The following is a 13,261-nucleotide window of genomic DNA, read 5'->3' as shown; positions in this document are numbered from 1 at the left end:
TCAGAGGGTGAGAAGAATGCGACTGGCGTCGGTGACGTTGGCGCCGGATCCACCCGGAGTGACGTCGCGGAACCAGATCTGGTAGGTGAACGGAAGGCCCGGGGAGGCCCCGACCTGGAATCCGCCCGTCGACCAATCGCTGCTTCCCCCCATGTTCACGCCTCCTCCCGCGTCGGCCGTCGCCACTCGAAGTCGCCGCAGCTGGTGAGTGCCCAGACAGAGCTGCCCGTCCCAGAAAGGCCAGGGTGCTACGGGGTCGAGCGAGCTGCTGGCGAGCAGGATGCAGGTCGTGCTCGAGGGAAGTGCCGAACCGGTGATCTGCGGTCCGCCGGCCAGGATCGACGCGCGTCCAGTCACGTGGAGCTCGGCGGGTTGACCGGACCCGTTCACGGTCGCATCACAAAAGCTCGCTCCGATCTCGTCGCGGTTGAGGAGGACGGCTCGGCCCGCGAGCACATCCACGTCGCCGTCGAGATCGAAATCGAGGGCGCCGGTCACGTGGTGCGCGCCGAGGCCGTCGAACGCGATGGCGCTCTCGAATTGAACGTCACCGGCATTCAACGAGAGATGAAACACCGACACGCCGTTGTTGTACTGGGAGACGCCGCTCCCGCCGCAGCAGATCCCGTCCAGGTCGCCGTCTCCATCGAGGTCCGCCAGGGCCGTCGCCGGGCCGCCGACGCGACTCGCTTCGAGGGCCAGCACGCCTCCGTGATTCCGAAGCACCTCATAGCTTCCATCGTGTCCGAAGAGCACGGCATCCACGTCACCATCCGCGTCGAGATCGCCCGGGGCGAGATCGATCCTCTGGCCCCCCGTCGTCGCGCGGGAGAAGATCCGAGTGCCAGGGCCGAATTCTCCGTTCTCGACGTGGAGGGTCCAGACGGCGGGGTGCGCGTGGTCCTGCAGGAGAATGAGTTCCGGGGTCACGGTCCCCGATACCTGAATACCGGCCATGCGCACCTCGCCTCCGTAGGAAGGAAGCTGGTCGGAGAGCGAGAAGTCGATCTGTCCCGACACAGACGTCGAGAGCAGGAGGCGCACGCTCGCGCCGTCGACGATGACGAGGTCATCGAGTCCGTCCGCGTTCATGTCGAAGGCCGCCGCCTCGCGGACCGTGCCCGACAGCGCGAACGCAGCGGCCGACGTCGCCACGCGCGTCGGCTGCATCGCCGAGTCGGTGTCGATCACCTCGTAGCCGTGGAGGTGGAGAATCAAGATCTCGTCCCCTCCGTCCCCGTCGAAGTCCCCCGCGATGGTGTGGGTGTCGCCAGAGTACGCGCCAGCGCCGGTGTTCAGGAACGTCGTCGTCTCGGTCCATGCACCGGAGGCAGGATCCTGCCTGAGGACGTGGAAGTCGGCGTGGTTGAAGGACGTAGACGGACTCCACCATCCGACGAGTTCAACCCTTCCGTCCCCATCCAGGTCGGCGGGGATCTCGAGTCGATGACTCGAATCGAGGAAGTCGACGCACTCGATCTCGAAGAGATCGGCGGCAGAGGACTGTGGAGCGATCGGGGAAGCGAAGGTGGCCGACGTGGAAAGGACGGAAGCAGCGGCCAGGCCGCTGCAACCGGCCGCGATGTGGGCGAACGGGATCATGGCGAGCTCCTCGGGAAAAGGATCGGGATGATGGAACGGACGTCTTGGCAGTCGAGACGTCACGCGATTCATCGTAATTCGAGAGCCGAAACCTCGCCACGGGTGTCGACCGATGCGACCGGACGCGTTCCATTCGGCTCCGTTTCCCCTGGACTCCATGAACTCAGCGCGCACTCGCGCTCGCGCGCCGTCCAACATCGCCGGGGGGGACAGCGAGGCGGTCGAGAGCGAGGTCGAGATCGACGGCCGAATGCGAGCCATCACGTCCGTCCGACAGACGAGCACGGCGTGCGCGGGAAGGTTCGCCACGCGTCCTGCTTTGGCCGGCGGGTCATCGCCGTCGTTTCGGGCGCCATCGCCGGGCTCACTTGGAGCTGACCCTCTGGGCCGACTCCCCGGGCGAACCTACTGCCTCGGGCCCTTCCCGCAGTGGATCAGCTTCTTGTTCACGAACTCGAGAATGCCGAGGTGGGAGAGCTCACGGCCGTAGCCAGAGTTCTTGATGCCACCGAAGGGCAGCTCCGCCTGGGAGTTCGTGGGCTGGTTCAGGAAGACCATGCCCGTGTCGATCTGCTCCGCCACGCGGCGCCCGCGTGCGACGTCCTTCGTGTAGACCGATCCGCCGAGACCGTAGGATGAGTCGTTGGCGAGTTCGATCGCCGCTTCTTCGTCCTTCACGACGTAGACGCTTGCGACCGGTCCGAAGAGCTCCGTGTCGTAGGTGGGCATCTCCGGCGTGATGTCGGTCAAGATGGTGGGGTGGTAGTACGCGCCCTCACGGTCGGGGCGGTCTCCGCCCAGGACGACGGTTGCGCCGGCGTCGATCGACTTCTGGACCTTGTCGGCCAGGTCCTTCGCCGCGTCTTCGGACGAGAGCGGGCCCACGTCCGTGCTTTCATCCATCGGGTCGCCGAGCTTCATCTCGGAGAAGTGCTTCTTGAGCCCTTCGATGAAGGCCTTGGCCATGGGCTCGACGACGATGAAGCGCTTCGAAGCCACGCAGGACTGACCCGTGTTGACCATGCGGCCGCGAACCGCCATCTTCAGGACGTGCTCGGGGTCGGCGTCCTCGAGGACGACGAAGGCATCGTTGCCGCCCAGTTCGAGCACGGATCGCTTCAGGTTCTTGCCAGCCGTGGACGCCACAGCGGCTCCCGCCGGCTCACTGCCGGTGAGCGACACACCGCGGACCCGTCGATCTTCGATGATGGGATCCACGAACTCCGTCGGAATGAAGAGGTTCGTGTAGACCCCGTCGGGCAGACCGCACTCGTCAAAAAGGTCCTGGATGGCCTGTGCGCACTGCGGAACGATGCGGGCGTGCTTCATCAGAATCGTATTGCCCGCCATGATGTTGGGCGTGGCGAAGCGAACGACCTGATAGAACGGGAAATTCCACGGCATCACGCCCAGCAGGACACCGAGTGGCGTGTACTGAATGTAGGCGTCGGCGCCCTCGACGTTCATCGGCTCGTCGGCCAGGAACGACTCCGCTCCATTGGCGTAGAACTCCGTGATTTCGGCGCAGAACTCGATCTCCGAACGGGCTTCTTCGATCCGCTTGCCCATCTCTTTCGTGATCAGGGTGGCGAACTCATCCTTGCGCTTGCGCAGCTTCGAAGCGAAGGCGAGAAGGATGGATTTTCGCTGCTCGTAGGAGGTCTTCCTCCACTTGCCATAGGCGTCGTCGGCGGCCTTGATGCGCTCCATGACCTCAGGCTTGGACAGAGTCGGGAAGGCCTTGAGCTCTTGGCCACTGGCGGGGTTGATGCTGGTGATGGTCATGGGTGTTTCTCCGGTAGATCGGGACGTCGGACGGCGCGAGGAATCGGCAGCGACGTTCATGAAGAGTCGACCGTCGAGCTAAGGCGGAGCTAAAGGCGCAATACGCTGGTGTCCAGGAATCTCGACGCGCGCGTCGAGGCTCCTGGACAATGTCGCTCTACCTGGACGTGAGCGATCGCGCGCCGGAAGTCGGATGGACCCCTTCCCGTGTGCGCAAGTCATGCGGGCACAGACCCTTGGGATGTCGTTCGGCCCACCTGGCAGCACCTGGCATCGGCTGTGCTCCATGGACAGCCATGACCAGCGCCTTCCACAACGACACCAAGTTCTGCTCCTGCTGCAACGAGTACGTCTCTTACCTCGCCAGCATCGAGAGCAGCTACTGCATCCAGTGTGGCGCCGAGGTTCGGATGCTCTCCCAGGCCGACTGGAGCGCGCTCCAGGCCAAACTGGCCGCGAGGAAGTCGAAGGGCGGCCGCCCCCGCAAGGACGCCCGCCGCACCGCGGCCGCCGCGGCCCGCGCTGCCGCCTGAGCGCCACGCACAGCACCTCTCTCTCTCTCTCTCGACTCCCGTCTCTTCTCCGCGCCCGTCTCGACCCTCCAGGGGAGCAGGCCCACTCAGCCAGCCCCCGCGGCGCCACCGGGTTTTCGGTTCCCGATGACGCAGCACCCAGAGCGCCCGACCTCCGCATGCACGCGCGGAGGCCGGGCGTTCGCACTTCATGGCCTTGAACCACTTGAGCGGGGGACGGTCTAATCCCGCACGTCAGGCCGCCATCATCGGCCCTCCGTCATGATCGAAGACCCGCTTCCGGACCCCCGACTCCCCGCCATCGAGGGCGGGTGGGCGCTTCGCACGTTCGATCTCGGCAACGTCCTCCACGATGGCGGGCCTGAGGGGGACGGCGGGGCTGGGTCCAGCATTCGCCTCTGGGTCCCCGCCGATCCTGATCGACTCCTCGATGACGAGGCCGTTCAGGAGCGCAACCGCGCCAACGACTCGATGCCCTACTGGGCGTGGCTCTGGGACTCGGCGCCGACGATGGGGCACGCGCTCCGGCAGAGGAAGATCCGTGGGCGGGTGCTGGAGGTCGGAGCCGGTCTCGGCTTCAACGGGATCGTCGCGGCGACGCAGACGGGCGAGGCGCTGGAACTCACCCTGAGCGATCACGATCCCCTCTCGCTGGCCGCTCTTCGGGCGAACGCGGACCTGAACCAGCTCCGCACCGCGCGCGTGTGGGACCTTGACTGGAACCGGCTCGAGATGGCGCCCCCGGAGTCGTTCGACGTGATCCTCGGATGCGACGTGATCTACGAGGCGCAGGGTCACCGGGCGCTGCTGGCGACTTGCCGCCGCTTTCTGGGGGACGAGGGCCGCGTGTTCCTCGCGGACCCGGGTCGCTCCCGCGTACCGGAACTCGTCGGGCGTGCGCAGGACGAGGGCTGGCATGTGACGATCGAGGACGCGGATGGGTTGGAAGCCGAGCCGGAGGTGGGCGCGTTCCGGGTCATCGTCCTGACCCGCGGTGCAGCGCGGGATCGATCCGAGCCGTAGCGGCCACCGTTCGCGTCAGCGGTCCGGTATGCTCGGCGCCATGGAGGGCACCCGCGTCGCGCACTACGAGATCCTGTCGAGGCTCGGCCGTGGTGGCATGGGTGAGGTCTGGCTCGCGCGCGATACGCGGCTGGAGCGTGAGGTCGCCCTCAAGTTCCTGCATCGCAGCGGCGGGCTGGACGAGGAGGCCGAAGAGCGTCTTCTGCGCGAGGCACGCGCTGCGTCCGCGCTCGATCACTCCGGCATCCTGACGATCCACGCGATCGAGTCCTTCGAGGGCCGCAGCTTCGTCGTGATGGAGCGGCTCCGTGGGGCCACCATGGACCTCGCTTGCCAGGGGAAGAGCACCGCCGATATCGTGCGGCTCGTGGAAGAGGTCGCGGACGCGCTGGCGGTGGCCCACGCGCACGGCATCGTTCACCGCGACATCAAGCCCTCGAACCTGTTCGTGGACGAGCGGGGTCGCGCCGTGGTCATGGACTTCGGCCTCGCCCGAGTCCAGGGTACCTCGCAGCTGACGGAGCCCGGTGCGGCCGTTGGAACGCTCGGCTACACCGCGCCCGAGCAGCTCGTCGGCGGCGAGGTCGACGGCCGCGCTGACGTGTTCTCGGTCGGCGTCGTGCTGTATGAGCTGCTTTCGGGCCAGCGGGCCTTCGACCGCGGCCAGGGGCTGGCGGCCGTGATCCACGATGTGCTGGAGTCCGAGCCTCCGCCGATGGAGGGGGCGGATCCGGCTCTGGAGGCGATCGTCCGCAGGGCCATCGCGAAGTCTCCGACGGCGCGGTATGCGGGCGCGGCCGAGCTTCGCGATGAACTCGGCGCCTGGCGCGGTGCCAGGCCCTCTGGCGCTGGCTCTGGCGCTGGCGCTGGCTCTGGCTCTGGCTCTGGCGAGCGCGGGGCGACGCGGCGTGCAGGCGCTTCGCCGAACGCGGTGGGCCTTGCCGTGCTGGGACTCGTCGCCGCGGGGATCGCGATCTGGGCGCTCCTTTCACGCACAGGAACGGATGCGCCCGACTCGACGGCAGGAACGGGCGACAACGTGGTCTGGGAGCAACGCCCCGTCCAGCTCTTCGCGGCCCGCCCGGAGTCGCCCGCTCTCTCTCCGGACGGCCGCACGATCGCCTACACCGCCGAGGTGGACGGCGTCTCGCAGCTCTTCGTCTCCGACGTGGAGGATCCCTCGCCCAAGAAGATCACGTCGTTCGAGGACGGCGCCTTTCATCCCCTCTGGGTCGAAGGCGGGTCGGCGCTCGTCTTCGAACGGGGTGTCTCCGTCGGGCTCTACGCGCCCACCGGGAAGGCTCTCTATTACGTTCCGGCCATCGCGGGAGAGCCGCGGCTCCTGGTGGAATCGGGCAAGAACGCTTCAGCGAGCGCCGGCTCCGAGGTGATCTACGAGCGCGCGGGCGGACTGCGCTCGCTCCGTCTCGACACGCGGGAAGATGCGGCCGTTTCGCTCCCACCCTCCATCCGATCCGGCATCTTCGACCTCCATGCCGCGCTCAGTCCTGACGGAGCGCGGTTCGCCTACGTTCGCGGCCTCCTCGGTCCCCTCGGAACGATCGAGCTGGTGGACCGTGCGACCGGAGTCGGGCGGGTGATCGTCGAGCAGCGCGCCATCCACAGGGATCTGACCTTCACCCCCGACGGTCGTCGGCTGCTCTTCAGTAGCGACGTCGGCGGCGCCGTGAACCTCTGGTCGCTCGACCTCGAGAGCGGAGGACGTGTGCAGCTGACGAACGGGGCGGGTGACGACCTCGCGCCCTCCGCGGCGGACGGGAAGATCGTCTATCAGAATCGTCGCGATGATCACGAAGTCGTCCTACTGGATCCGGCCACGGGCGAGCAACGCGTCCTCTACAGCTCACGCAGATCGATCCAGGGCGTTCGCTTCGACGCCGAGGGGAAGAGAGTGCTGTTCACCTCGGATGTCGGCCGGGCGGCGGACGTCTTCGTGATCGGAGTCGAGGGCGGGACGCCTCGTCGAGTCACCGACGGCGACCTCGAGCTGCGGCTCTTCCCGCGGTGGATCGACGAGCGGCACGTCCTCGCGTACCTCGACAGTCCCGAGCGGACCGGCCTCGTGGAGATCGACATCGAAACGGGCGCCGAGATCATGCGGCTGGAGGGCTGGACCATGGAGTCGGATCCCTTCGCGGAGGTTTCGCCCGACGGCAAGCGGCTCTCCGTGTTCCGGCGGTCCACCGGCAGGACGCACGTGTTCGATCGAGCGAACGGCCCCGCCGGATCGCTTCAGGTGGAAGGCGTCCAAGGGCGCTTTTCCAGGGACGGTCGCTGGATCGTGCTGGAGGCGGGCGGCGTGTTTCTCGTCTACGACCTGATGAATCCGGCGTCGGGTCCCGTTCCGCTGCCGAGGCGCGCTATTCAGCCGTTCTTCGGTCCCGACGATCCTGAAACCGGAGCGCTCACGCTCCTCTGGCGCGAGGGCGGCGCCCAGGCCACGTCCCCTGACATCGTGAGGGCGTCCCTGCGGGACGACCGGACGATGGGCCCGGTCGAGCCGCTCGTCACCGGGCTGCGCGACGTGCCGGTCACCGTGAACTCCATGGACATGGCCCCCGACGGACGCATCGTCCTGGTTCGGTTCATCGAGCGGTCCAGCGAGATCTGGATGCTCGAGCCTCGCTGACGCCCGGCGGCTCGACCTGCATCCCTTTCCGTCCCGAAACGACATCGGGTGGAAAGAAACGCCCGGTGACCGAGGACTGACCCGACGCTGATCCCCCATGGGGACGGTCAGGGGCCGTTTTGGGGCACTTGGCACCCCGGTTGCTCCCTTGCCGGCATGAACATCGGTCTCTACCGAACCGTCGCCGCGATGCGCACCAACCAGCAGCGCGTCGAAATCGTCAGCTCGAACATCGCGAACACCGAGACGACGGGCTTCAAGCGCATGCTCCACGTGGCGCATGGCGCCGAGGGCTGGGGTAGGGACGCCGCGCACCAGCAGGTCGTCACCGGCACGCGCCTCGACATGGACCAGGGCGTGCTCCAGCGGACCGGAGAGGACCTCGACCTCGCTCTCGACGGCAAGGGCTTCTTCGTCGTCGACGGCCTCGATGGCGAACTCCTCACCCGCCAGGGACAGTTCCAGCTCACCGACACTGGTGTCCTGGTGAGCCGGGACGGCCAGCCGGTCCAGTGGTCGGGCCAGCGCGGCGTGCTCGATACGAGCGGCGTCGCGATCAAGGTCGACAACCTCGGGAACGTGACCCAGGGAAGCCTCCCCGTCGGTCGACTCCGGGTCGTCGACGTGCTCGGAGTCGACGCGATCGAGCCCAACGACGTTGGCAGCTACCGCGTTCGCCCAGGGGCCGAGGTCGTCGAGTCCGACGCCAGCGTGAACCAGGGCTTCGTCGAGCGCGCCAACGTCCAGACCGTCGACGAACTCGTCGAACTCATCGCGGCCCAGCGCGCCTTCGACTCGGCTGCGCAGGCCTTCCGCACCATCGACCAAAGCTACCGCCGCCTTCACCAGTAGGCCGCCTCCACAAGGCCTGCATAGAAGCACCCACGCACCATGATTCGTTCCCTCTACACCGCCGCCTCGGGCATGAAAGCCCAGCAGTTCCAGGTCGACACGATCGCGAACAACATCGCGAACGTGAACACCAGCGGCTTCAAGAAGAGCCGGCTGTCCTTCCGCTCGCTCCTGTACCAGACGTACCGCGAGCCCGGCCTTCCGCTGGCGAACAACCAGAACGACGTGACCGGTCTCCAGATCGGTTCTGGTACCGAGGTTTCTGGATCGCGCAAGATGATGCTCCAGGGGGTCCTGGAACTCACCGGGAACAACCTCGACTTCGGCGTCGAGGGCCAGGGCTTCTTCGAGATCCAGCTGCCGAACGGCGAGCTGCGCTACACCCGCAACGGCACGTTCCGCCAGGACTTCAACGGTCGCCTCGTGACGGCCGAGGGTTACCTGCTCACGGACCAGGTCGCCGTTCCTCCGGACTCCCAGGGCATCTCGGTGTCGCCGGACGGCCAGGTCTTCTCCCAGGAGCAGAACAACCAGGCGACGCAGATCGGAACCATCCGTCTGCATACGTTCGCGAACTCCACGGGTCTGAAGGCCATGGGCGGCAACTACTACGCGCCGACGACTTCGTCCGGACCGGCCCAGGGTCGTCAGCCCGGCGTCCAGGGCACGGGCACCGTCAAGCAGGGCTATCTCGAGCGCTCGAACGTCGAGACCGTCGACGAACTCGTCGCGCTGATCGTGGCCCAGCGCAACTACGAGGTCAACAGCCGCGCCATCCGCGTCTCCGACGAGATGCTCCAGCAGGTCAACCAGCTCGTCCGCTAGGTCCAGGTCATGATGCTCCTCACCGTACTCTCACTCCTCACCCTCGGAGGCGTCTCCGTCGAACTGCCGGCGTCGTCGACTTCGAAGGGCATGGAGATCCATGTCGCCGAGATCGCCAAGGTCACCGGCGACGATCCCGAACTGGTCGCGCGGGTCGAGGCGGCGTCGCTGGGCTACGCTCCCGCGCCCGGCTTCCACCGCACGCTCCGCGCGGACCTCGTCCAGGCTTCCCTGCGGAGCGTGCTCCCGGGCGTCGAGATCCGCGTCACCGGAGCACCGCGCTGCCGCGTCACGCCCGGAGTTCAGTTCGTCAAGGGCATCGACATGCAGGGAGCGGCGGCCAAGCGCCTTCGCGAAGCCCTCGCGGGTCAGGACGCCGAGGCGACTCCGACCGGCGCGTTGGCTGACCTTCAGGTTCCGACCAGCTCGACCCCGCCTTCGATCGTCGTTCCCATGCTCGTCGGTTCCACGTTTCCGGGGATCCGGAGCGTTCCGGTGGAGATCTGGCTCGACGGGAAGCTCTACCGAACCGTCAACGTGAGCTTCAACGTTTCGATCTGGCAGCGGCGGGCGATCCTCTCTCGCGCGGTCAGCGCAGGCGAACCGCTGCACGCCGGTCTATTCCAGATCAAGCGCGTCGCCGTCGATTCTGCCCAGGGCATGTTCGCGCTCGAGACCAGTGCCCTGGCGGGTGCGGTGGCGCTCAAGGCCCTCCCGGCGGGAGTCTCCGTCTCGGAGCGCGATGTCCACCGCGAGGTGGTCGTCCATCGCGGCGACATCATCAACGTGCGCGTCATCAAGGGCCACGTCGAGGTCTCGGACATCGCCGTGGCGCAAGCGGACGGGCGGATGGGCGAACGCCTGGCCGTCGTCATCCAGTCCACGGGCCGCGAACTCACCGCGGTCGTCAAAGGCCCCCGCGCCGTAGAGGTCAGAATCCAATGAATCCACTCACCACCCTGATCGCCCTCTGCCTGGGCGCCTCGATCCTCGCGCCCCTTGCCGGGGCCCAGCGCCGCGGCTCCATCTACGACCCCGTTCGTGGGCCGATCTCGCCGATCGCCGACAAGACAGCCCACCGCGTGGGTGACCTCCTGACGGTGATGATCAACGAGAACCAGGACCTCAAGAACGAGGAGAAGACGGACCTCGCGAAGAACAGCTCGCTGAACTATCAGCTGCTGAACTTCAGCGCCCATCCGAACGCGTTCTCCACGCTGCCCGCCATCAGCACGCAGAAGGCGGATTCGTTCGGCGGCGCCGCGAACTACAAGCGCACCGGCGCGTTCGAAGCCCGTTTGACCGCGATGGTCGTCGACATGCTTCCCAACGGGAACATGGTCATCGAAGGCCGGCGTGAAATTCGCATCGACGACGAGCGTAAGGTCATCGAGTTCCGTGGCATCGTCCGTCGTTTCGACGTGACGCGCAACAACACGGTCGAGTCCGAACTCGTGGCCGACGCATACGTTTCCTACGTTGGCACCGGACAGCTCTCCCAAACCGGGAAGCGTCGCGGTCTCTCTGGCTGGCTGTACAACGCCCTGGACTGGATCTGGCCCTTCTGATGCTGTTGTCCACGCTTTGTATAGGTGCCGCACTGTCCGTTTCGACGGCCCTGGCACCCACGCAGTCCTCGCGGGGCACCGACCCCACGAACCGCGCCTACCGCTCCGACGCGCTGATCGCCGCCCAGCAAGCGGCGGAAGCTCGCGTCCGTGAGCAGGCGCTCCGGGAGGTTCGCAAGCGCCAGGCCGCTGCGACCGTGACGGGTCAGCCGACGGCGGCGACCGAACTCGCGGGCCGCGCCGGTCTTCTCCCGACTTCGTCCGCGGGTCAGCCCGCCCAGGCGAGCCAGGACCCGGCCGGGGGATTCTCCGCTCAGCCGGTCGTCTCCCAGGTACCCGCCATCGAGGCGCCCACGCAGCCGCGTGGTGTCTCGACGGCCACGTTCCGTCGCACCCCCCGGGTTCAGACGAGCCGGCGCGGCGGCACCGACTTCGAGAGCCGGGTCGCCTCGCCGATCCGGAGCCTCGTCGGCGTCCGCGGCATGGAGGAGAACGTGATCGAAGGCATCGGCCTCGTCACCGGCCTCGACGGCACCGGAGACTCCGGCGCGCTCGCGACCCAGCTCCTCGGCAACACCCTCTTGTCGAAGAACATCAACATCGATCCCGCGCTGCTTTCCACCTCCAACGTGGCGGTGGTGCGCGTGGAAGCGACGATCCCGCCGGGTACCAAGCCCGGTCAGAAGGTCAACGTGCGCGTCTCCGCGCTCGGTGACGCCGAGAGCCTCTACGGCGGCCAGCTCAGCATCGCCGAGCTCACCGATGTGACCGGCCAAACCGTCTACGCCACTGCCTCCGGGCCGGTCACGACGGGCGGGCTCACGGCCAACGGCAACGGCGCGACCGTCAAGAAGAACCACAACACCGTGGGGACGCTCGCGATGGGTGGTACGGTCCAGCGCGAGATTCCGACCAGCGTCGTGTCCGAGCACGGATACATCTACCTCGACGCCAAGGACGGACAGGCCAGCCTCGGCAACACGGTCCGGATCGCGGAGGCCATCAACCGCCTCTACCCGGACACAGCGCGCGTCCTGCCCGACGGTCGTTCCGTTCGCCTGGCGGTCCTGGAGGGGATCCCGGAGCATCAGGTCGTGGCGTACCTCGATCAGGCGCTGAGCCTGGAGATCGAGACGGACAACCTGGCACGGATCGTCATCAATGAGCGCACCGGCGTGATCGTCATGGGCGGCGAGGTCCGGCTGCGGCCCGGCGTGATCCACCACGGGACGATCGTCGTGACCGTGGCAGAGACGCCGGAGATCAGTCAGCCCGGTCCTCTCTCCAACGGTCAGACCGCCGAAGTGCCGCGCACGACGCTCAACCTCGAGGAAGAGCAGGCGGCGATGGTTCTGCTCGGAGGAGCCTCGTCGCTGGAAGAGGTCGTCGAGGTGCTGAACGTCCTCGGCGCCACGCCGCGGGACATGGTCGCGATCCTCGAGGCGATGCTGGACGGCGGTCTCCTGATCGCCGAGCTGAGGAGAATCTGATGGACGGCCTGACCCTCGGCAACGCGGCCGCGCCGCAGCGAAACGACCTTCTGGCGAACCGTATCTCACGCATGGACAAGGGCTCCGGCAAGGGCGAGCCCGAGATGGTCGCCCAGGAGATCGAGTCGCTCTTCGCGACGCTTCTCGTCTCGGAGATGCGCAAGGGGCTCGGCGAGGGCTTCTTCGGGAGCGGAGCGGGCTCGGACACGTTCAACGGCTGGTTCGACGAGGAGATCGGGGCGTCGCTCTCGGCGCGCGGGTCCCTGGGCCTTGCGGACGCGGTGCACGAATCGCTCATCCGAGAGAAGGCCGCTGCCGATGCGGAAGCGCTCCGTCACGTCGCGGAAGGGAAGAAGGCACCGGAAGAAGGAACGGCCAGATGAAACAACAGCACTCCAGCGGAAGCGCCGCGGTCAAGGCGGTCTCGAGGACCGCGAGTGGTCTCTCCGTGAACGCGCAGAAGCTCTCCAATCGGCTTCTGGTGGCGGTCCGTGACGACGTGGCGGCCCACGGCCGCGTCGTGGAGATCCTGCGCACCCAGGAAGCGTCGATCGTCCGGCCAGCGGATGCGGCGTTCCGTCAGGCGACCGAGTCGCTCGAAGGTGAGCTGGAGCGGATCCCGTTCCGCAAGACCCAGCGGGACCGCATCTTCCGCGACCTCGGCGTGGAGTTCGGCATCGAGCCCACGGCGCTCACCATCCGGAGCGTCGCCGAGCGACTGGGCGCCGCCGGGGCACCGTTGCTCGCGGAAGGCGAACGTCTTCGCGAGGTCGCCACCGAGGTCCAGCGACTCAATCGCCGCGTGGCCGCGCTCGTTCGCATGCACCGAGAGGTCACGCGCGAGATCCTGAACACCGTCCTCGCGGACGGTTCCGGCCGCGCTCCGCTCGACGGCGGCACGCTCATCGACGCCCAGGTCTGATCGGAGGTCAA

General features: G+C 67.2%; 12 protein-coding genes. 10 read left to right on the top strand and 2 right to left on the bottom strand.

The genetic code is table 11. The features are described from left to right. A complete protein-coding gene (locus Poly30_RS27105; protein ID WP_419190730.1) occupies positions 1-1,602 on the bottom strand; it encodes a hypothetical protein in 1,602 nt (533 codons plus the stop codon). A gap of 405 nt (positions 1,603-2,007) precedes the next feature. Continuing rightward, positions 2,008-3,387: an NAD-dependent succinate-semialdehyde dehydrogenase gene (locus Poly30_RS27100; protein WP_145205353.1), complete on the bottom strand. Its 1,380-nt coding sequence runs from the start codon at positions 3,385-3,387 to the stop codon at positions 2,008-2,010. A gap of 296 nt (positions 3,388-3,683) precedes the next feature. Here Poly30_RS27100 and Poly30_RS27095 point away from each other — a divergent pair, with 296 nt between their 5' ends. From Poly30_RS27095 to Poly30_RS27050, 10 genes are all read left to right on the top strand, one after another. Further along, the gene (locus Poly30_RS27095; protein WP_145205349.1) at positions 3,684-3,920 is read left to right on the top strand and encodes a hypothetical protein; all 237 of its coding nucleotides are present in this window, start codon (positions 3,684-3,686) and stop codon (positions 3,918-3,920) included. Between the two features lie 261 nt (positions 3,921-4,181). Continuing rightward, positions 4,182-4,943 (top strand): class I SAM-dependent methyltransferase, encoded by a 762-nt coding sequence (locus tag Poly30_RS27090; RefSeq protein ID WP_145205346.1) that lies wholly within the window; start codon positions 4,182-4,184, stop codon positions 4,941-4,943. A gap of 40 nt (positions 4,944-4,983) precedes the next feature. Further along, the gene (locus Poly30_RS27085; RefSeq protein ID WP_419190729.1) at positions 4,984-7,593 is read left to right on the top strand and encodes a protein kinase domain-containing protein; all 2,610 of its coding nucleotides are present in this window, start codon (positions 4,984-4,986) and stop codon (positions 7,591-7,593) included. Between the two features lie 156 nt (positions 7,594-7,749). Continuing rightward, positions 7,750-8,445 carry a flagellar hook basal-body protein gene (locus tag Poly30_RS27080; RefSeq protein WP_145205340.1) on the top strand — a complete coding sequence of 232 codons (696 nt, stop codon included), beginning with the start codon at positions 7,750-7,752 and terminating at the stop codon, positions 8,443-8,445. A 39-nt stretch (positions 8,446-8,484) separates the two neighbouring features. Then, entirely contained in the window at positions 8,485-9,270 is a 786-nt protein-coding gene (flgG, locus tag Poly30_RS27075) for a flagellar basal-body rod protein FlgG (protein ID WP_145205337.1), read from the top strand. A 9-nt stretch (positions 9,271-9,279) separates the two neighbouring features. Then, complete coding sequence (gene flgA, locus Poly30_RS27070; RefSeq protein ID WP_145205334.1) at positions 9,280-10,215, top strand: flagellar basal body P-ring formation chaperone FlgA; 936 nt, start codon at positions 9,280-9,282, stop codon at positions 10,213-10,215. Continuing rightward, on the top strand, positions 10,212-10,838 hold the full coding sequence (locus Poly30_RS27065; protein ID WP_145205331.1) for a flagellar basal body L-ring protein FlgH: 627 nt from the start codon (positions 10,212-10,214) through the stop codon (positions 10,836-10,838). Before flgA ends, Poly30_RS27065 begins: the two co-directional genes overlap by 4 nt. Then, positions 10,838-12,328 (top strand): flagellar basal body P-ring protein FlgI, encoded by a 1,491-nt coding sequence (locus Poly30_RS27060; RefSeq protein WP_145205328.1) that lies wholly within the window; start codon positions 10,838-10,840, stop codon positions 12,326-12,328. Before Poly30_RS27065 ends, Poly30_RS27060 begins: the two co-directional genes overlap by 1 nt. After that, on the top strand, positions 12,328-12,711 hold the full coding sequence (locus tag Poly30_RS27055; RefSeq protein ID WP_145205325.1) for a rod-binding protein: 384 nt from the start codon (positions 12,328-12,330) through the stop codon (positions 12,709-12,711). Before Poly30_RS27060 ends, Poly30_RS27055 begins: the two co-directional genes overlap by 1 nt. Then, on the top strand, positions 12,708-13,250 hold the full coding sequence (locus tag Poly30_RS27050; protein ID WP_145205321.1) for a hypothetical protein: 543 nt from the start codon (positions 12,708-12,710) through the stop codon (positions 13,248-13,250). The genes Poly30_RS27055 and Poly30_RS27050 overlap by 4 nt, the downstream gene beginning before the upstream one ends. Positions 13,251-13,261: the final 11 nt, after the last annotated feature.

The organism is Saltatorellus ferox (genome assembly GCA_007751475.1).
Taxonomy (GTDB): Bacteria; Planctomycetota; UBA1135; order UBA1135.
Note: the sequence above shows the minus strand (reverse complement) of the source record. Positions and strands in the feature narration are given on the sequence as shown.

Bases quoted from the DNA above. Each gene is read 5' to 3' on its own strand.
- Poly30_RS27105 (WP_419190730.1), bottom strand. From the start codon at position 1,602: ATGATCCCGTTCGCCCACATCGCGGCCGGTTGCAGCGGCCTGGCCGCT.
- Poly30_RS27100 (WP_145205353.1), bottom strand. From the start codon at position 3,387: ATGACCATCACCAGCATCAACCCCGCCAGTGGCCAAGAGCTCAAGGCC.
- Poly30_RS27095 (WP_145205349.1), top strand. From the start codon at position 3,684: ATGACCAGCGCCTTCCACAACGACACCAAGTTCTGCTCCTGCTGCAAC.
- Poly30_RS27090 (WP_145205346.1), top strand. From the start codon at position 4,182: ATGATCGAAGACCCGCTTCCGGACCCCCGACTCCCCGCCATCGAGGGC.
- Poly30_RS27085 (WP_419190729.1), top strand. From the start codon at position 4,984: ATGGAGGGCACCCGCGTCGCGCACTACGAGATCCTGTCGAGGCTCGGC.
- Poly30_RS27080 (WP_145205340.1), top strand. From the start codon at position 7,750: ATGAACATCGGTCTCTACCGAACCGTCGCCGCGATGCGCACCAACCAG.
- flgG (WP_145205337.1), top strand. From the start codon at position 8,485: ATGATTCGTTCCCTCTACACCGCCGCCTCGGGCATGAAAGCCCAGCAG.
- flgA (WP_145205334.1), top strand. From the start codon at position 9,280: ATGATGCTCCTCACCGTACTCTCACTCCTCACCCTCGGAGGCGTCTCC.
- Poly30_RS27065 (WP_145205331.1), top strand. From the start codon at position 10,212: ATGAATCCACTCACCACCCTGATCGCCCTCTGCCTGGGCGCCTCGATC.
- Poly30_RS27060 (WP_145205328.1), top strand. From the start codon at position 10,838: ATGCTGTTGTCCACGCTTTGTATAGGTGCCGCACTGTCCGTTTCGACG.
- Poly30_RS27055 (WP_145205325.1), top strand. From the start codon at position 12,328: ATGGACGGCCTGACCCTCGGCAACGCGGCCGCGCCGCAGCGAAACGAC.
- Poly30_RS27050 (WP_145205321.1), top strand. From the start codon at position 12,708: ATGAAACAACAGCACTCCAGCGGAAGCGCCGCGGTCAAGGCGGTCTCG.